The sequence below is a fragment of the Niallia sp. RD1 genome (assembly GCF_024219955.1).
Taxonomy (GTDB): Bacteria; Bacillota; Bacilli; order Bacillales; family Cytobacillaceae; genus Niallia; species Niallia alba.
Map to the genome: position 1 here is coordinate 2,991,491 of NZ_CP100420.1, position 19,698 is coordinate 3,011,188.

General features: G+C 36.0%; 13 protein-coding genes. 7 read left to right on the forward strand and 6 right to left on the reverse strand.

What is annotated here, in order from left to right:
• Positions 1-17: 17 nt before the first annotated feature.
• From NKG37_RS14315 to NKG37_RS14345, 7 genes are all read left to right on the forward strand, one after another.
• Positions 18-1,001 (forward strand): LacI family DNA-binding transcriptional regulator, encoded by a 984-nt coding sequence (locus NKG37_RS14315; RefSeq protein ID WP_169188205.1) that lies wholly within the window; start codon positions 18-20, stop codon positions 999-1,001.
• A 297-nt stretch (positions 1,002-1,298) separates the two neighbouring features.
• Positions 1,299-2,282: an ABC transporter permease gene (locus tag NKG37_RS14320; RefSeq protein WP_205835590.1), complete on the forward strand. Its 984-nt coding sequence runs from the start codon at positions 1,299-1,301 to the stop codon at positions 2,280-2,282.
• Between the two features lie 17 nt (positions 2,283-2,299).
• On the forward strand, positions 2,300-3,178 hold the full coding sequence (locus NKG37_RS14325) for a carbohydrate ABC transporter permease (protein WP_101730244.1): 879 nt from the start codon (positions 2,300-2,302) through the stop codon (positions 3,176-3,178).
• A gap of 31 nt (positions 3,179-3,209) precedes the next feature.
• Complete coding sequence (locus NKG37_RS14330; protein ID WP_254414832.1) at positions 3,210-4,826, forward strand: ABC transporter substrate-binding protein; 1,617 nt, start codon at positions 3,210-3,212, stop codon at positions 4,824-4,826.
• 19 nt (positions 4,827-4,845) lie between these two features.
• Positions 4,846-6,303, forward strand: coding sequence for a glycoside hydrolase family 32 protein (locus tag NKG37_RS14335; protein ID WP_169188208.1), 1,458 nt, complete (start codon positions 4,846-4,848; stop codon positions 6,301-6,303).
• Between the two features lie 22 nt (positions 6,304-6,325).
• Positions 6,326-7,366 (forward strand): carbohydrate kinase family protein, encoded by a 1,041-nt coding sequence (locus NKG37_RS14340; protein ID WP_367975859.1) that lies wholly within the window; start codon positions 6,326-6,328, stop codon positions 7,364-7,366.
• A gap of 35 nt (positions 7,367-7,401) precedes the next feature.
• Positions 7,402-9,261 carry a glycoside hydrolase family 32 protein gene (locus NKG37_RS14345; protein ID WP_169188209.1) on the forward strand — a complete coding sequence of 620 codons (1,860 nt, stop codon included), beginning with the start codon at positions 7,402-7,404 and terminating at the stop codon, positions 9,259-9,261.
• 169 nt (positions 9,262-9,430) lie between these two features.
• On the opposite strand, the gene NKG37_RS14350 is transcribed toward NKG37_RS14345, so the two are convergent.
• The 6 genes from NKG37_RS14350 to NKG37_RS14375 all read right to left on the reverse strand — a co-directional run bounded on the left by NKG37_RS14350 (position 9,431) and on the right by NKG37_RS14375 (position 19,291).
• Complete coding sequence (locus NKG37_RS14350) at positions 9,431-10,747, reverse strand: ISLre2 family transposase (RefSeq protein ID WP_254414833.1); 1,317 nt, start codon at positions 10,745-10,747, stop codon at positions 9,431-9,433.
• Between the two features lie 390 nt (positions 10,748-11,137).
• Positions 11,138-12,706: a glycoside hydrolase family 32 protein gene (locus tag NKG37_RS14355; RefSeq protein ID WP_205835591.1), complete on the reverse strand. Its 1,569-nt coding sequence runs from the start codon at positions 12,704-12,706 to the stop codon at positions 11,138-11,140.
• 535 nt (positions 12,707-13,241) lie between these two features.
• Entirely contained in the window at positions 13,242-14,708 is a 1,467-nt protein-coding gene (locus NKG37_RS14360) for a glycoside hydrolase family 68 protein (RefSeq protein WP_169188210.1), read from the reverse strand.
• Positions 14,709-14,997: 289 nt separating this feature from the next.
• The gene (locus tag NKG37_RS14365; protein ID WP_169188211.1) at positions 14,998-16,284 is read right to left on the reverse strand and encodes an ABC transporter substrate-binding protein; all 1,287 of its coding nucleotides are present in this window, start codon (positions 16,282-16,284) and stop codon (positions 14,998-15,000) included.
• Between the two features lie 47 nt (positions 16,285-16,331).
• A complete protein-coding gene (locus NKG37_RS14370) occupies positions 16,332-17,489 on the reverse strand; it encodes a response regulator transcription factor (protein ID WP_169188212.1) in 1,158 nt (385 codons plus the stop codon).
• A 50-nt stretch (positions 17,490-17,539) separates the two neighbouring features.
• Entirely contained in the window at positions 17,540-19,291 is a 1,752-nt protein-coding gene (locus NKG37_RS14375) for a cache domain-containing sensor histidine kinase (RefSeq protein ID WP_169188213.1), read from the reverse strand.
• Between the last annotated feature and the right edge of the window lie 407 nt (positions 19,292-19,698).

Sequence of the window (19,698 nt, forward strand, 5' to 3'; positions counted from 1 at the left end):
TTTTTCGGGTGGTTATCATGAAAGTTAAATTAGAAGATGTAGCACAGTTAGCAGGTGTTTCACCGACAACGGTTTCACGTGTGCTGAATAATCGGGGATACATAAGTGAAAAAACGAGAGAAAAAGTGGAACAAGCAATTAAAGACTTAAATTATTATCCTAATGATATTGCACGTTCCCTTTTTAAAAAACGGACTAATTTTATTGGTCTTATTTTGCCGACAATTAATAATCCTTTTTTTAGTGAACTAGCTTTATATATAGAGAATATATGCTCCAATCATGAGTTTAAAGTTATTTTATGTAATAGTTTAGGACAAGTGGCAAAAGAAACATCTTATGCAGAGATGCTTATCAGGCATCAAGTAGATGGTATTATTGTTTGTTCTTATAATCGTGGAATTGAGATATATAAGAACTCCAAGCTTCCTATAGTCGCAATTGACCATTACTTATCACCAACAATTCCAGTAATAGGTTCTGATAACTATGAAGGTGGAAGACTGGCTGTTCAACATTTACTTAATCAAGGTTGTAAAGAAATCATTCATATAAATGGACCAAGTGAGTTAGAGACACCAACTCAAAATAGAAGAAAAGCCTATGAAGACCAAGTAGCTCACCCCATAACCTATGAACTAAATAGCGTTTTCGATGAGGAAGCGACTGCAGAAACAATTAAAAAGATTTTCAAAGAGCACCCTGAAACGGATGGGATTTTTGCTAGTGATGATTTGATAGCATCGACTTGTTTGAAAGTAGCAAATGAACTGGGGATTCAGGTCCCAAATCAATTAAAAGTTGTAGGATATGATGGTACACTAAGTGTAAGAAGCTTATTGCCCCATTTAACAACAATTAAACAGCCAATAGAGGAAATTGCACAATCAGCTGTATTAAGATTAATGGACATTATAAATGAAGTAAACAAGGATGAAAGAATGGAAATAATATTACCTGTTCAATTGTTGGAAAATGGAACGGCAGAATTAAATGGATAGAGTTGGAATTCCAGACCTTTTGTATAATAAAATAGCATAAACGAAGGAGCACCAAACTTAGATCCTTTCTTTAATAAAATATAATCTAAAAATTAGATTGTATTTTTTTTTAAAAATAAGTAAGTCAAGCGGTTGACACATAATATGAAAGCGGTTAAAATCAAAGATATCAAGCGGTTGACATAAAAGGATATGAAAGCGGTTGATATACATAATTTGAGAAGGGAGAATTAGGAATGTGTCAAGCGGTTGACATTTATATGGTTTAACATTTTCTATAGAAGGGGGCGAAATAAAATGTCGATTTCAGTACCTGAAAAGAATAATAAGAAAACTTCAACTGTAGTAGAAGGCAGAATAGTTCCTATTGAAAAGAAGGAGAACTTTATTCAATATTTTAAAAAAAATTATGTGTTGTATTTATTTTTAGTACCTGCCATTATTTTAACAATTGTATTTAAATATATCCCAATGTATGGGGCAATAATCGCTTTTAAAGATTTTAGCCCAATGAAGGGAATTATGGGAAGTGATTGGGTAGGTTTAACACACTTTAAGGATTTTTTAACTTCTCCCAATTTTAAAGACATTTTTATGAATACGCTTAAATTAAGTTTTTATGGTTTGATACTTGGCTTCCCTGTACCTATTATTCTAGCACTTAGTCTAAACCAAGTACGGAGAGCAGCTATCAAAAAAAACATCCAATTAATACTGTATGCACCAAATTTTATATCTGTTGTTGTCATTACAGGAATGTTATTTATCTTTATGTCACCTACAGGTCCAATAAATTCACTATTATCTATATTTAACGATAAACCCGTGTCTTTCATGACAGATCCTGAATATTTTAGATCTATTTATATTTTATCAGGAATATGGCAAGCTGCAGGATGGTCGTCCATTATTTATGTAGCAGCACTTGCAAATGTTGATCCTCAATTACATGATGCTGCAACAATCGATGGAGCAACACTTTTACAGAGGATAAGACATATTGATCTTCCTACACTTAAACCTATAATGGCTGTGTTGTTTATTTTAGGGGCAGGAGGAATCATGGCGATAGGATTTGAAAAGGCTTACTTAATGCAAACTTCTATGAACCTACCAACTTCAGAGATACTGCCAACTTATGTATATAAGGTTGGGTTACAGGCTGGGGATTATGCATATTCAACAGCTGTAGGCTTGTTTAATTCTGTTATTAATGTGGTTTTATTAGTATTTGTTAATTTTGTTGTGAAGAAGTTAAATGAAGGTGAAGGGTTATATTAATAAAGGGGGGATACCCATTGAAAAATCATTCCAAAACAGATAAAACGCTACTTTTTAGTAACAAAATAATTTTAGTATTACTTGTGTTAATCGTTTTATTACCATTACTTTATATTTTATTGGCTTCGTTTTTAGATCCAAATGTTTTACTTAGTAAAGGTTTTTCCTTAAATCCATCTGATTGGAGTCTCGAAGGATATAAACGGATTCTTCAAGATGAATTGATGATAAAAGGATTTATCAATTCAGTTTTATATTCAGTAGGATTTACGATCGTCACGATTATTATCACGATATTTGCGGCATATCCACTCTCTCTTGATGGATTCAAAGGGAAGAATGTAATCATGATTTTCTTTCTCATCACCATGTTTTTTAATGGTGGACTGATTCCTACCTATTTAGTAGTAAAAGATTTAGGAATGCTAAATACGATTTGGTCCATTATTTTGCCAGGAGCAATTAGTGTTTGGAATATTATATTAGCACGAACCTTTTTTAAAGGTCTACCAAAAGAACTATTTGAGGCAGCTAAAATTGACGGTGCTTCTGAGTTAAAAATATTTTTAAAAATAGTATTGCCATTGTCTAAACCTATTATTTTTGTCATTGCTCTATATGCCTTTGTTGGACAATGGAATTCCTACTTTGATGCAATGATTTACTTAGAGGATCAAGAATTACATCCATTGCAGCTAGTTTTACGATCTATTCTGATTCAAAACCAAGTTCAGCCTGGAATGATTAGTGATCAGTTAGCAATGGCTGAGTTAAGTAAATTAGCAGAAAAAATAAAATATGCGTCTATTGTCATTTCAAGTTTACCACTTCTAATTATGTATCCATTCTTCCAAAAATACTTTGAAAAAGGTGTTATGGTAGGATCTTTAAAATAATTTAAAACAAAAGCATATGGAGGGTTAATTTATGGGGAAAATTAATAAGCTTCTTTCCACTTTTATTGTTACAGGTCTTGTTTTAACAGGTTGTAGTGGCGAAAAGACAAGTAAAAGTGCTTCCACGGAAGATTTAAAACTAACAGATGTTACCTTTCCTTTGGAAGAGAAAGTCACACTTCGTTTTATGACACAAAGCTCTGCTTTGGCACCAACCGACCCGAATGAAAAGCTAATTTATCAAAGATTAGAGGAACAGACAGGTGTCCATATAGATTGGAAAAACTATACGAAAGACCAATTTGTGGAGAAGCGGAATTTAGCGTTGGCAAGTGGGGAGCTGCCAGATGCCATTTTAGATGCTGCTTTCAGTGATTATGATTTATTGAAATATGCGAAGGATGGAACCATCATACCAGTTGAAGATTTAATTGATCAGTATATGCCCAATTTTAAAAAGGTGCTGGAAGAAGCTCCAGAATATAAATCGATGATTACAGCTCCAGATGGACATATATACAGTTTTCCTTGGATTGAAGAGCTTGGCAGTGGAAAGAGCCGCATTCAAGTAGTTGACTGCCTTCCTTGGATAAATGTAGAATGGCTCAATAATTTAGGGCTGGAAATGCCAACAACAACAGAAGAACTAAAAGAGGTACTTCTTGCTTTTAAAACACAAGATCCAAATGGTAATGGCGAAGCAGATGAAATACCACTATCCTTTATTGTAAATCAAGGAGGAGAAGACCCAGCCTTTTTATTTGCTTCATTTGGTTTAGGGGATAACTGGGACCATACAGTTGTTTCAAACGATGGGGAAGTTATCTTTACTGCAGCAGAAGAAGGGTATAAAGAAGCATTAAAATTCTTTAATGAGCTAAATGAATTAGGTTTAATTGATGTAGAAGCATATGAACAAGATTGGAATAAGTATGTAGCAAAAGGAAAAGATTCTAAATATGGTCTTTACTTTACTTGGGATAAAGGAAATATTACTGGCATGAACGATACTTATGATGTGATGCCGCCATTAGAAGGACCTTCTGGGGAAAGAAATGTGGCGCAAACAAATGGCTTTGGTCTTGATAGAGGAAGAATGGTTATCACAAGTTCGAATAAGAATTTAGAATTAACAGCCAAATGGATTGATCAACTGTATGAGCCGCTGCAATCTGTTCAAAATAACTGGGGAACATATGGTGACACAAAACAGCAAAATATTTTTGAATTTGATGAGAAAGCTGGTATGTTAAAGCATCTTCCTTTAGAAGGCGCGGCACCAGTCGAAATAAGAGAAAAAACAAATATCGCAGGACCGCTGGCGATACTAGATGAGTATTACGGCGTATATACGACAAAACCAGAAGATGCTGCTTGGAGATTAGATATTTTAGAAAAAAATATGGTTCCTCATATTAAAGCTGAGAACTTTTATCCACCTGTATTTTTCTCACTAGAGGAAGCAGATGAAAAGGCAAAAATTGAAACAGATTTAATTGCTTATGTAAATAGAAAAAGAGCGGAATGGATGAGTAATGGAAAAATTGAGGAAGAATGGAAGGATTATTTGAAAGAATTAGAGAGGCTAGGTCTAAGCACTTGGTTGCAAATTAAGCAAGATGGCTATGACAGAACAGTAAAACAGTAAATTAATTGGAGGCATGACATTGAAGATTACTAAACTCGAAAAATACAGACCAGCCTTGCATTTTTCTCCCAAAAAAAATTGGATGAATGATCCGAATGGATTAGTGTTTTTCAAAGGAGAATATCATTTATTTTATCAGCATAATCCGCATGGTAGCACATGGGGGCCCATGCATTGGGGGCATGCAGTCAGCAAAGATTTAATTGTATGGGATGAATTAGAGATAGCTTTACATCCTGATGAGAATGGAACCATTTTTTCGGGCAGCATAGTTGTAGATTGGAATAATACAACAGGCTTTTTTAACGAAGAACCCGGGTTGGTGGCTATTTTTACCCATCACTCGGAGCCAGATCACGGCAAGGAGGCTGTTCAGACACAGAGTTTGGCATATAGCATAGATAAGGGAAGATCATGGATTAAATATGACGGTAATCCCGTACTTGCTCACCCTACCAATCCTGATTTTAGAGACCCTAAAGTTTTTTGGCACAAAGATACCCAAAAGTGGATGATGGCTTTAGCTACAGGACAAACAATCTCTTTCTATTCCTCTCCAAATTTGAAGGATTGGCAGTTTGAAAGTGAATTTGGAGAGAATTGCGGCTGTCACAAAGGGGTATGGGAATGTCCAGACTTATTTGAGTTACCAATAGACAATACAAATGATAAAAAATGGGTGCTTATTGTCAGTATTGGCGATAATCCTCAATATGATGAAGGATCTCGCACGCAGTATTTTGTTGGCTCATTTGATGGAAAGGAATTTACGCCAGAACATGAAGATATAAAATGGCTGGACTATGGGAAGGACAACTATGCTGGAGTAAGCTTTTCTGATATTCCTGAAGCAGATGGAAGACGAATTTATTTAGGCTGGATGAGTAATTGGCGTTATGCTAATCAAGTTCCGACAGAAGGATGGAGAAGTCAGATGACTCTTCCTAGAGAGCTGGAACTGCGTGAGAAGATGGGAGAGTATTATCTCGTCCAGCATTTAGTAAGAGAATTAGATACCTATTTTGATAGAAAAGAAGAAAGAACAGACACAATCATTACAGACAAAGAAAGCACTGTTTTTGAAGTAGATCATGAATACACAGAGATAATCCTATCCTTCAAGAATATAAATGCAAATAAGTATGGATTAAGGATAGAACATACAGATTCACAGCATACAACTATTACTATTGATGCGAAAGAAAATATACTGAGTCTGTCTCGTGAAAAATCTGGGGTGGTTGATTTTTCCGATATTTTTCCTAAACTGCAGCGAGTTTGTCTTGAGGATTCTCATTCACTTGAGTTACGAATAATTGTAGATTCTGCCTCCTTAGAATTATTTATCAATGGCGGAGAGCAAGCATTAACAAGTTTAATTTTCCCTGATAAAGTAAGCAAACGAATATGTTTGTTTGCAGAAGAAGGGAAAGTAAATCTAGTATATGGCAAGGTATCTGTTCCTTCTAAAAGTTGATATATAATGGAAAGCCAGAGGATTGGATAAATCTATCCTCTGGCTATTTTATACGAAACTCAATGGAAAAAAGTTAGAAAAGTGGTGTAGAGATATGATCGATGTAGCAGCATTAGGAGAAATTTTAATTGATTTTACTCCCCAAGGAGAAAATGAGCAGGGGTTTCCGATTCTTGTTGCAAATCCAGGTGGAGCCCCGGGAAATGTTCTAGTGGCTTTATCCTGTTTAGGGCTGAGAACAGAATTTATGGGGAGCGTAGGAAATGATTATTTTGGGGAATTACTCGTTGCTACCTTACAGAATAAAGGGGTGCAAACAAATGGAATTGTTTATTCCCCAATAAAAACGACACTAGCATTTGTGCATATTGATCATCAGGGGGATCGTTCATTTGATTTTTATAGACAGCCTGGTGCGGACATGATGTTATCTAAGGACGATGTGGACTTTTCATTAATAGCAGATGGTAAAATATTCCATGTAGGATCAATATCCATGACAAATGAGCCAGCAAGAGAAGCAACTTTAGTAGCATTAAATTATGCGAAAGAACAACATAAGATTATTTCATTTGATCCAAATCTTCGTCCCTTACTATGGCAAAGCTTAGAGGAGGCAAAAGAGCAAATCGAAGCAGTCTTGCATTTTGCGGATATAGTCAAAGTTTCGGAAGAAGAATTAGCATTTTTAACGAATACAACAGATATTTTTTCAGGAGCAAAGCAGTTATTTAAAGAGTTTGATTTACGGCTGCTTTTTGTAACAGTGGGAGATAAGGGAAGCTATGCATATGGAGAGGATGGCTTAGTATTTGTCCCAGGAGCAGCTGTAAAAGCAATTGATACAACTGGATGCGGAGATGCATTTCTTGCTGGCGTGCTATATGAATTATTAAAGAGGGATTTATTGAATTTTAAAATACGCGAAGATATATTAAAGCAAATATTGAATTTCGGAAATGCGATGGGAGCATATGTGGCAACAAATAAAGGTGGAATTCCAGCCATGCCTACTCTTCACCAAATCGAAGACTTTATAGTAGTTAATAAAAAGGGAGGATAAATGGTGCTAAAAAGGAGGAGAGGAGGAGAAGCAAATTGAGACAAAGAATCTTGACAGCTGTTTTGTCTGTTGCATGGTTATTAACTGGCTGTAGTATCCATCAAATGGGAAAGGAAGAGAAAAATTTGGATGCCTTGAGACCGGATAATATGGAAGCTGCCACTTCTGATTATTATACAGAATTGTATCGACCTCAATATCACTTTTCAACCCCTTCAGGAAATTTAGCTGACCCTAATGGACTCATCTATTTTGAGGGAGAGTATCATCTGTTTCATCAAAAAAATGGTAATTGGGCACACGCAGTGAGCAGGGATTTATTACATTGGGAGCATTTGCCGATTGCGTTAGAACATGATAACCTAGGGCAAGCATTATCTGGAAGCACTGTGGTGGATTGGAATGATTCCACAGGATTTTTTGATGGGAAAGCCGGGTTAGTTGCCATCTATACAAATACAGAGGGTGGAGAATCTCAAAGTATTGCTTATAGCAAAGATAATGGAAGAACATGGGAAAGATATAAAGGAAATCCGGTTATTCCAAACCCTGGAATAAAGGATTTTCGTGATCCAAAAGTATTTTGGCATGAGAGTACTAAAAAATGGGTAATGGTTGTTTCGACAAATCAAAGTGTGACGTTTTATCGTTCTGATAATTTGATTGACTGGGAGTTTCAGAGTCAATTTGGGGATAAGGAGGGATCTCATGCAGCTGTATGGGAATGTCCTGATTTATTCGAATTGCCTGTAGATGGTGATGAGAATAATAAGAAATGGGTATTGCAAGTTAGTGTTGGAGATAATGAAGAAACAAATGGATCAACTGCTCAATATTTTATTGGAGAGTTTGACGGAACACAATTTATTAATGATAATGCGCCAGAAACTATTTTGACAACAGATTTTGGGCAAGACTTTTATGCAGCTCAGTCCTTTTCTGATATCCCGGAAAAAGATGGCCGCCGAATATGGTTAGGCTGGATGGCGAATTGGAGATATCCTTATCAATCGCCGACGGAACCATGGAAGGGATCTATGTCAATTCCACGTGAACTGCATTTGAAAACAGTTAAGGATGGAAGTATTAAGTTATTTCAAGAACCGGTTAGGGAGTTAGAAAGTTTACGTGTTAATCATATTGCTATTGATCCTATGAAGGTTAATGGGGAGCAGTCAATTCCTGATTTTTCTGGTACCACTTATGAATTTGAAGCTGTGCTGGAATGGGAAAACGTAGAGGAATTCGGTATTCGCGTTCGACAATCAGAGGACGAAAATACGGTTATAGGTGTAAATACGTTAGGTAAAAAACTATTCTTAGATAGATCTCGTGCTGGATTAGAAACGTTATTGGATCGAAATGGGAATCCATTTCAATTTGGTAATAACCATACAACTACTTACCCTGTTGAGGAGAAACGAATAAAGATAAGAGGATTTGTTGATGAATCATCTGTTGAGGTGTTTATAAACGACGGGGAATATGTCTTTACGAAATTAATCTATTCCCAGCCTACGAGCAACGGAATAGAGTTATATACAAAAGGTGGTAGTATGAAGGTTGTTTCACTAGACTTTTATCCTTTATATTCAACCTGGAGAGAACGCCCAAAGGAAAATGAAGTCGAACGTATAGTAGTAAGTTCGGAATATTTAACTATTAAAGAAGGGGAAATCAAAACTATTAAAGCGATTTTAAAGCCAGATTGGATTAAGAGCAGTTCTCCTTTTAGTTGGGACAGCGCTGTACAAGACATAATCGAAATCACGGAGTCTGATGACGAGGAGAAGGGTATTTCCATTAAAGCATTAAAGCCAGGAGTAACAAGCATACAGGTTAAGCATCCAGAAACGAAAATTGCAAAGGAAATTAGAATAAGGGTAGTAAAATAAAAGTATTATACAGTATGTAAGAGCACTTTTCGCAAAAAAGGAAAAGTGCTTGATTGAGTCAAGTTTTTGTGGGAGTTTTTTTAGCTCCCTTTTTTATAAAGTAAAACCTCTAAGTTTGTATCCGCTTTCCAATTGGTTTTGTTCTTCCAACTGTTGATTCTCTCATTTTTTAAAAACCTTTTAATCCCTGTAAGGCAAAGTGAACGGGTTTTCCAATCGCTTGATTTAAGTATGGCATGTTCTGACGCACGGTTTCTGTTACTAATTTTGTGGGTATTTTTCTTTTCGCTCGATGCTCTTTCTTTGATTTTTCCGTGGCTTTTTCCCATTTCCCATATATCGTTTGGATGGATAGGTCATCCTTCAATCCAATCCACAAGCGCGCCATGCTCATGACCCCTTTTTTGCTCCATACTCTTCCATTTTTTAATCGTTTGGCTAATTGATTCATCATCGCCTCTGCACTTCCCATTGGACGATACGCTGTCGTGTCCACGCCTTTTTCCTGTAACCAACTACGGTAATCTTTTATGGTTTCCTGATGATGCGTTAAAAAGGCAAGGAAATGCTCTAGTTTTTCTTCTTTTTCTGGTGTATCCATTGTTCCTACTGCGCTATTCAACTCTAGAAGTAATGTTTCTACCTGGTAGTTTCTTAACGCTCTTTTCATGTAGCGGTATCGAGGATGGCTCTTCATTAGTTGCTTCATCGAACGAGCGACATGAAAACGGTCCATGGTGAAAAAGGCGCGTTCCCGAAAATACTCCCGACATGCCGTTATCCAGCCTGCTCCATCACCATTAATAATAAGCAAGGTTTGGGTAGGATCATACGCATAATTATTCTGTAAGAACGTTTCAAAGGCTTCCCAAAAGGGTTCTTTTCCTTCATAAAGAAAATGCCTTTTATTTCGGAGCCTGACTCGCTTTCCGTTTTCTTTCCATCCCTCATGTACAGCGGCGAATTTCAACTCCCATCCACGCTTTTTCTTTTCTTGACTCTTCACATATAATCCATCTACTTCTACAAACAATACCTTTTGAAAAGGGCGTTTTTCCTTAGCGGGAAGTACGCTTGTTTGAAGAAGATGTTGCCGTAATGCTTCGTGGCTCATCGCCGAATAGCCTAAAAATTGTTCGAACGTTTCCACCGCCTTTCGATAGGAGGAACCATTTGTCGCTAATTCTAGCCCCCATTCTTCTAATAGTGGACTAAACCCTTTATTCCCTTGAAACTGTAAATAATGATCTAACAGACAAATATATTTTTTGGTTACACGATCGAAATAATAATTACGCTTCAGCTCCACTGCTCCAAACGCTGTATCTAATCGTATTTCTCGTTTATCACGTAAAGCAAATCTTCTTTTGTCTCGTTGCTTGGCAATCTCTTGATCCCAATTTTCTAACATTTGAATAAGGATTTCTTGAAACGTCATTTGTAGTGTTCGAAATAAAGTTTTTTCCAATTCTTTTAATGATGGCATTTTTATGTTACATTGATTCATGAGAGCCTCTCCTTTTCGTAGTTTTCGCCAAATTCTACTTTACAAAAGGAAGCTCTCTTTTTTAATACTTAATTTTTTCCAGCTACCGCGCTTTCGCTTGGTGGCCTTTTTGTCTAGTTGGGGGACGAGTCCCCCAACTAGACAAAAAGGATATTTATTCTCCCACAAACATTTTACTCATACAAAGTGCTTTTATATGGATTCTAAATAGAGTGTATGGAGCATTTTGTTTACAAATAAGATTCTTACACGTAAGAAAAAATGTCATCACTCCTGGGGGAGACCATACAGTAGATTTGAAAAAGAAAGCTGGCAATTAGTGAAAAAGGATGTTCGGTTCTCTGTCTGAAGAAAGAATGCCCAAATCCATTAATCAAAGTGTGTAATTGTCATATTCTTAAAGATTGCTGTTCCTCCATCTGCATACAACGTGATGCCTTGATCAACCGCATGAGGAAATATTAAATTCGATTGCACAACCTTCCCATCATCTACAAAAAACTCGATACTACTTTTATCAACCAGGATCTTTAAATGTACTTGTTTTTGTTCAGCAGGAAAGGGGGCTGTACTTTCTGAATGTGAATTCTGCTGATCTGGATGTTCGGTAAAAGAACGATCTACATACGAGTAGTTTTCTTTTATAAATATTCCTACATTCACATATCGCGTTTGATCAGAAGATTCTCTAAGTCTTAAACCGACATTATCTAACTCTGTCCATGAGATGTCTGTCTCTAGTTGATAAATTTCTCCTGTCATCTCTAGTTGCTTTTGGCCGTTTACTTCTATTTCCTTTAGATGATCTTTTGTCTTGGCCAGGTTGTTGTATGCTTCGATTGGTTGGGAAGCTAAATAATAGGAATTTTCCCCATTATTTTTTAATTGAATTTGTCGAACAACAGAATCCATTCCGTTAAAGTCTTCTTGTAATGTAGGGGTATTGTCGGCATAATTCCAATTATTCATCCACGCAAAAGCATATCTTTTCTTGTAATCTTCACTATTGCTTCCATCTTCAAATGTTACCCCAGCATACCAATCTAAACCATAATCAAGCCATTGGGGTTCTGGATGATCAGCTGTAAAATGGTTTCCATCAAATTGACCAATCCAATAAGCATAAGTAGCGGGCTGATTCTTTGTTTTTCCATTTGCGCTCGCAGCAAGCACCCATTTGAAGCTTCCATCATTTGTTTGCATATAGTAAAGGTCCGGACATTCCACAATTCCTATATCATTTGTGAAGAAATCGCTGAGGTATGTCCAATCTTTCATATTAGAGGATTCATAAAAACCAATCTTTGTTCCTTCTGCCATTAACATTATCCATTTATGATACTCTTTTGACCAAATGATTTTGGGATCACGAAAATCATCGGTTCCAGGATTTGTCATAACAGGCGTATCGCTGTATGAAGTGAATGTACTGCCATTATCGAGGCTGTACCACAAGAACTGTTCTTGTTTTTGCTGATTGGCTGATGGCTGAGTGACGATTGCGATAAGTGCGCCATATCCAAATCCAGCTGTATTCTCTTTATCAACAACGACAGAACCTGACCAAGGGTCTCCATTTTGATTTGTGTATTTTGGAATGGCAATTCCTTTATCCTTCCAGTGCACTAAATCTTTTGAAACAGCATGTCTCCATTCTGTGCCATTACCGTCAGGATAATCACCATTGTAAAGATAATAGTAATGATAGAAGCCATCTAAATAGATTGGTTTTTGCGGATCATTTTTCCACTTGTCAGGTGTAGTGAAATGGTATTTGGCACGATAGGATTGACCATCAGAAACAACGGTCTTTTCTTGCTGGTCTACTGTTTCAGTAAAAACCTTAGTGATTTGATGCCAAAATAAGAGGATGCCGACAAGTATAATAAGGCATAAGAGAAATAGGACTTTCTGTGTGTGCTTTGCTGGTTTCTTCAAGTAATATCACCGCGCTTATCCTGTATTTCTTGCTATTGGTAAAAGAGGGTGGGACAAAGCAAAATAAATAATGGATAAAGACGAACAATCTCTAATTTAGTGGTGTATCCAATTCGTTCCATTGCGTTACAGACACTCCTTTTCCGCGGGGAGCAACCTAAGCCTCCTCGGCAAGCCTGTGGGGTCTTAGGCTTTGCTCTATTTCCCGCAGGAGTTGAGTGTCTTCCACTCCATTTCACTCCGTTTTTAAAGAGTATTTCGTTCCAACTTTTTTTTCAAAAGAACTAAATGGAGCAGACTGAATACACGGAGACTCCTATGGGAGCTGCGAGAAAGTCCAAGACCCCGCAGGAACGAGGAGGCTTGGCGCTCGCCCCATGGAAAGCGAAGTGTATTCAGTCTGCGGGTGATTACCACATACCTTTTTTCTTCAATAAATAAAAATCCCAAACAATTATACGAATCCTTTTTAGTATGAATGTATAATTGTTCGGGTTATATTAAATTGAAATACTTTTATCCCAACCTCGTTTGTTTATTTATTTATAGTGATTTGACCTTGTTCTAAAATGCTATTTTTTACTACAGAAGTTTTATTGCCTTTAATATTTAATAAAAAGCTTGGAGCAAAAGTGGATTGATGATCTTCAAATAATCCTCTGTTTGTCATATAGCTTGTGACAACTACATTGTCACTGTTCTTTTGTGGAATCGCAAAATGAGCGTAGTTCCATGTAATATCATTTGGATCTAGATTTTGATGTAAGACAATACCTGTTTTGTTTAAAGGTTTATATGGTCCAGTAATAGAATTAGCTACATATCCTAATAGGTAAATATCTTTGTCGTTAATGCCATCAATAGTCATTTTTGAACCTCTGGAACTTGTAAATAGATACCATTTTCCGTCTTTTTCGAAGATATTCGCACGTTCAATTTCATCTGTAACAGTGTTGGAAGCAATTAACGGCTTCATTTCTTTTTTTAGTGTGTAATCATCATTAATCTCAATGATTCCTAATGCACCATTTGCTAGTGTTGCTAAATTCTTTTTCGGGCTTTGTAATAACTGCTCTTTTTCTGTTCTGAAAAATTTAGTGCTGCCCCCATAATAGATTTTATTAAATAATGATTCTTCTCCTTGATAGCCATAATCTGTTCCTGTATTAGCTTCAAATACAAGATATTTATGGCCATTGTCTTCAACGTAGTGAGGATCTCTTAATGTATGGTTATCTGCATAATTCCCACCCGAAAAAGCTTGATCAACTGTTTGGTATACAGATCCATCTCCACCATCATAGATGGATTTATGATCTTCCACACCATCGATTTTTAATGTATTTGCATCTAGTTTAGATACATTAACTTGGGCAGTGGTTAATGTTTGTTTTCCAAAAAATCCATGATCAGGATCCCAGCCTTGACGATTCGTATAGAATAAGCGAATTTTGCCATCAGAAGTGAAAGTGGCTGAACCAGACCATTCTTCTGCTTGATTGTTTAAAATAACATCATTGGTAGCATATTTATCGCTGTCTTTAAATACTCTTCCTGCATTTTTCCATGCATCAATGGAATTATCACCAATTTTTTTATAGAACATGTAAATAAATGTATCCCATCCTCTATCAGGATCTCCAGCTAATCCAAATACAATTTGATAGCCATTATATTCTGCAACTGTGCCATCTGCATTTTGTAACGGCCATGTATCCCAGACATCTAAATCAATTAAATTACCTTTTTCATCATAGCCCTTTGCTGAAGGGATGTTTTTAATTGTTGATTCATCAAAAGCTGGCACTTTAAATTTAGAATCGTTTTGTTGTTCCGTCATTTTTTCCATATCAAATCGAGTGATATGTGAAATACCATAAGATTCTTTGTGGTCTGACTTTTCCTTTTGTTTTGCAAAAGCTAGTGATCCACTACCTCCCAATAAGATAGCAGCACTCAATGATACGACTGTTGCTTGTTTAGCAAGCTTGTTCAATTTCATGGTTTACCTCCTAGAATGTGAAAAGATAAGGACAGGGTAAAGCTGCTGATTTATAAAAACAAAGCAGCAAATACACCGTGTTTCTAATAAAATTATAGGTTAATCTAGTTTCTGCGCATATGGCATAGATTGATAGAAATCTAGTCTTATATTGATATAAGATAAATCGAATATACTAGGGGATGTAATAGAAGAACGGGACCTTCTTACTTATTTCAGATAGAGAGAATGAATGTTTGCAAAAACAAAAAATCGCTCCCTGCAAAAGGGAGCGATTAGAAGGCGGGAATTAGTGGGAAGACGAAGCGGCAGCCCTTTCCCAAGATTTTTGAAATTCTTGCAGCAATTGTTCTCGATTTAGCTGATTACCTACGTATAATTGCATAGCTAATCCAAACTCTTCTCGTGCACTACCAGGAAAGGAAAACCAATTGGCTCTAAGGGTGTTTCCTGTTTGATAGTAGTTCATAATTTCCGTTGCAAGCGGTCCTAGATGGTGTGCCTCTATATGGTCAAAAGCTGGAATGAATTTAAATTGTTCTGTCATAAAGGACTTTCCTTGCTCTGAAAATACCATCCAGTTTAGAAAAATTTTGGCTGCTTTTTTCTTTTCAGCAGATGATTGCTTGTTAACTACCCAATAATTAGAAACGTTAACAACGATTGCGTCAGCTGGTTCCTCGTTAATAGGAATTGGCAGAAATCCAATGTTCATGTTCGGAGACTGCTGATCAATCATTGGCTGAATCCAATTGCCTTGTTGGATCATCGCAGCTTTTCCCGAAGCGAAGAGATCAACTTCTGTATTATAGTCCGTTGTTAGGGGATTTTGGTTTCCATATTTGATGGTAGTATCAAGTAAAGAAATAATATCTAAGAATTTTTGATTGTTCGTAATTTTTGTGGTTCCTTTGTTTAGTTGGGCAATAAATGCTTCAGGATCATCTTGTTGTGCAAATGCAATATTTAAGAGATGATCACCAAGCTTCCACTCTTCATAATATCCAGTTGCAAAGGGCGTAATACCAGATTCTTCTAATGTTTGTGCTGCAGCCTGTAACTCAGATAACGTTCTAGGAAGCGTATGAATTCCTGCCTTATGGAATAAATCTTTGTTATATATGAATCCATATCCTTCTATATTAAGGGGCATTCCATACACTTTGCCATCCATTGTTACAGGTTTCAAGGTGTCTTTGTATGCATGTGAAATCCATGGTTGATCAGATAGATCTTCTAAATAGTCACTCCATATCTTCACATTGTCATACCCTGTATTTGTAAAAATATCAGGACCATTCCCTGCTGCAATTTGAGCTTTCAAATCAGCAAGATCATCAGCAGCACCACCTACAGTGTGAACCTGAATATCTATATTTGGATGTTCGCGTTCATATGCCATCACCATTTCTTCAAATTGGGTAGAAATTTCTACTTTTGGATTTCGGATAGTTAGTGTGATGCGTTCATCGGCTGTTTTTCTTTCGCTTGAGTCTTCTTCTGATTTTGGCTGACAAGCTGAAAGTGCAACAATCAACAATCCTGCAATAAGCCATGTGAATGTCCACTTTGTCATAATTTCACTCCTGCTATTTCACTCTCATTTATTATTGATGGTGGTATCTACTTTGCGTCCAACGTTTTCTGACAGTTTCTGTACTCAAATGGCGTTAAGCCAACCATTTTTTTAAATAATTTTGAAAAGTACTTTTCATCTTGATAACCGAGTAATAAAGCAATTGCATAAATGTTTTCATCTTTTTCCCGAAGCAAGTATTTAGCTCTCTCGATTCTCAGTTTCATAATATATTTGGATAAAGGCATGCCTGTTTGCTGTTTGAATTTTCTAGAGATATGCTCGCGACTTAAGAAAAATCGATTAGAAAGTTTTTCTAAACTTAATTCTTCCATATAATAAGTATCAACATAAGAAACAATATCCTGCATTCGCTTGGCATCGTCTATATCATTTAAACGGTGAATCGTCCGGTAATTTTGTTCTTCCACTGCTTTTTGCATCGATTGATAAGACTCATGGATTTTTCCCAACGATAGAAGTGACGCTCCATTTACGATTCGGATAGGGATATCGAATTGCTGAATAATCCATTCTTCAACAGACAGCCATTGTTGGCTAGTAGTAATTACTAAGCAAAGGCTATGATCATGTTGAAGGGCAAAAGCATTTCCTATTCCTTCTTCTATAAGTTGATTGGCAAGTAATTGGATATATGGCTCAGAATGGTGCATCTGATAAAAAGAAATAAGCGTTAGTTCATACTCGACTGTATCGGGAAGACTAGAAGCAAGCTCTATTAAGTCAAATTCTTCTCCCATACAAGCTTGTGTAGCCAATTGATTCAAACGCAGTCTTTTTGCGTCTTCTAAAACACCTGCATCTTTATTTTCGGTTATCCATGTTTGTACTGCTTCTGATAAAGTATTGTTTAAAGATTCAGCTTCAATCGGTTTTAATAAATAATCAAAGCTGCTGCACTGGATTGCTTTTCGCATATAGGTATAATCGTCAAATCCTGTAATCAGAATAACCTTACCAGAATAAGAAATGGAATCTAGCCACTCAATTATTTCTATGCCATCCATTTTCGGCATCTTCACATCTGTAAAGATAATTTCCGGTTTTTGTTTTTTGATGATTTTTATTGCGTCTTCTCCATTGCTAGCTTCTAAGATGGTCGTGATTCCGTTTTTTTTCCATTCACCAATATAGCGAATAACATATCGTACATTAATTTCGTCGTCTATAATAAGAACTTTCAAATTGAATGAGCCTCCTCGAAAAGAATGGTTTGCAATGATGAACCATCTATTTAATTTTGCATCGGGATATATAGCTTTACGATAAAGCCATGCCCCTCGTTGGTATCTATCTCTAAACCTGCTTTTGATTCGTAGTTTAGAAGAAGACGGTCATGTATATTTTTTAAACCAATATGCTCGTGAGAAAATTCGCCAGCATAAGGAGCACGATAGATATTACTCCTTAAAGTCTCCAGCTCTTCTGCTGATAAACTTGAGTAGTCATTTTCAACGATTAGATATAAAAAATCTTCTTTATTTTCGCCTGTTATATATAATGTAGAATTAAAATAGCCTTGTTCATAGCAATGTTTAAAGTAGTTCTCTACAAGTGGCTGGAGTATCATACTAGGGATTTTTATCCCCTGAATTTCTTCACTTATATGAATAGAGTAGTTTAGCTTACTGCCAAAACGTTCCCGTTGCAGCGTTAAGTATGCTTTTATATAATCCAGTTCTTCACGAACTAGAACCCACTGATCTGCTCGGATAGAGTATCTCATCATTTTTGATAAGGATGTCACAAGTTGATAGATTTTAGGAGAGCTATTTTGCAGCGCAACTGCTCCTATGGATTGAAGAGCATTAAATAGAAAGTGTGGATTCACTTGAGATTTAAGTGCTCGTAATTGATTTTTTCTATTCTCAATCTCCAATTTGTATTCCCGATCAATATGGAGATTTATACGCTCCAACATTTCTTTCATATGCTTTTCTAGATGACCAATTTCGTCTTCGCGGTTGTCGGTAAAAGGAATATTTAAATTTCCTCCTTTAATAGAAAGCACCTTTTGGCTGAGCACTTTAATAGGACGTGATATATAATAGGCAAGGATGCTGATCATTAATAGTCCTAGTACCCCCACCCCTATCCCAACCAGTATGTTGGTGTAAGCGGTTTGTCTAGCATCATAAAATAATCTATCACTAGGTGTCACCTTTACGATTTTCCACTGATGAAGTGGTTTTGATAATGTTTTAGATAAGATAATATCATTGCTTTTATCCTGGCTGGCATGAAGGAATTTCTCATCTGCTGTTTTTCCTATTAGGGAATGAACATTTGTATACATTACAATATCATGTTCATTAAGAAGATAAATGGAATCACCTTTCTCCTGTAATAGATTCCTGCAAATCTGTGCATACTTGTCTAGATCCATATCAATTGTAATAACCCCAAGAAATTCTTTGGATAGAGGATCCAATATTTTATGATGGATAGTCATAACCTCTGTTTTGTCTGATTCAGGTATAATCGCGGCATTATTATAGTTTCCAATCGTATGGGGAGGCTCTATTAAAAAACGTGAATTTGAATGAATCAGCTCTTGCATGGAGTCTAGCATCATAAAATCATTTTGCGGTTTTCTTGCGCTGATCATCCCATTATAAATAGTGAATGATTCTTTATTCTTATCCAAATAAAAACGAATTTGGCGGATTTCGGAACGCATCAGGAAAAAAGTTTCAATATTTTCTTCCATAGCAATTGGATTAAAATAAATGGAATCTTCATAGCCATTAGTGAAAATCCGAAAAAAGTCTGGATTTCTATATAAAATATAGGGAAGGTTAATCATATCGTTAAAATATTGTTCTAATTCTTTGGATAATTTATCTAATTGTTCTTTGCTGTTTTGCAGTTCATGCTGTTCGACACTATCCTTTGTATATCCATAAATAATTAAAACCGTTAAAAAATAGGGCAGGATAATGAAAGCAAGAAGCATAAAAAATAAACGGCTTTGAATGCTTTTCATATTAAGAAGTTCCTTTCTTTCCATTAATATCATTATCTAGCCTTAAAAAAATTTAGTAGTACTCAATAAACCATTTCTTTAAATCTAAATCTTTTTTTACAAATAAGTCAATATACATAGATGGAAAGAAAGCTAGGAGATATTTTTGGCGTTTTATCCATTAAACCGCTGAATGGCATCGCTTACTAATGGTAGTGGAAACGATAATAAAAAGAACAAAATTGAATCGATGGCACTAGGGACTATATCTTCATTACGAAATTTAGGTAATTATCATTAAATATTGTCATACTATCTATTATTTCGTTACATTCAAGTCAAAATAAGGAAAATTAAATGTTCATTTATGAGATTGGATAACTAAGGAGCATCTTCCGTTTGCATTTTGGGATGTTAATTGCTGATTT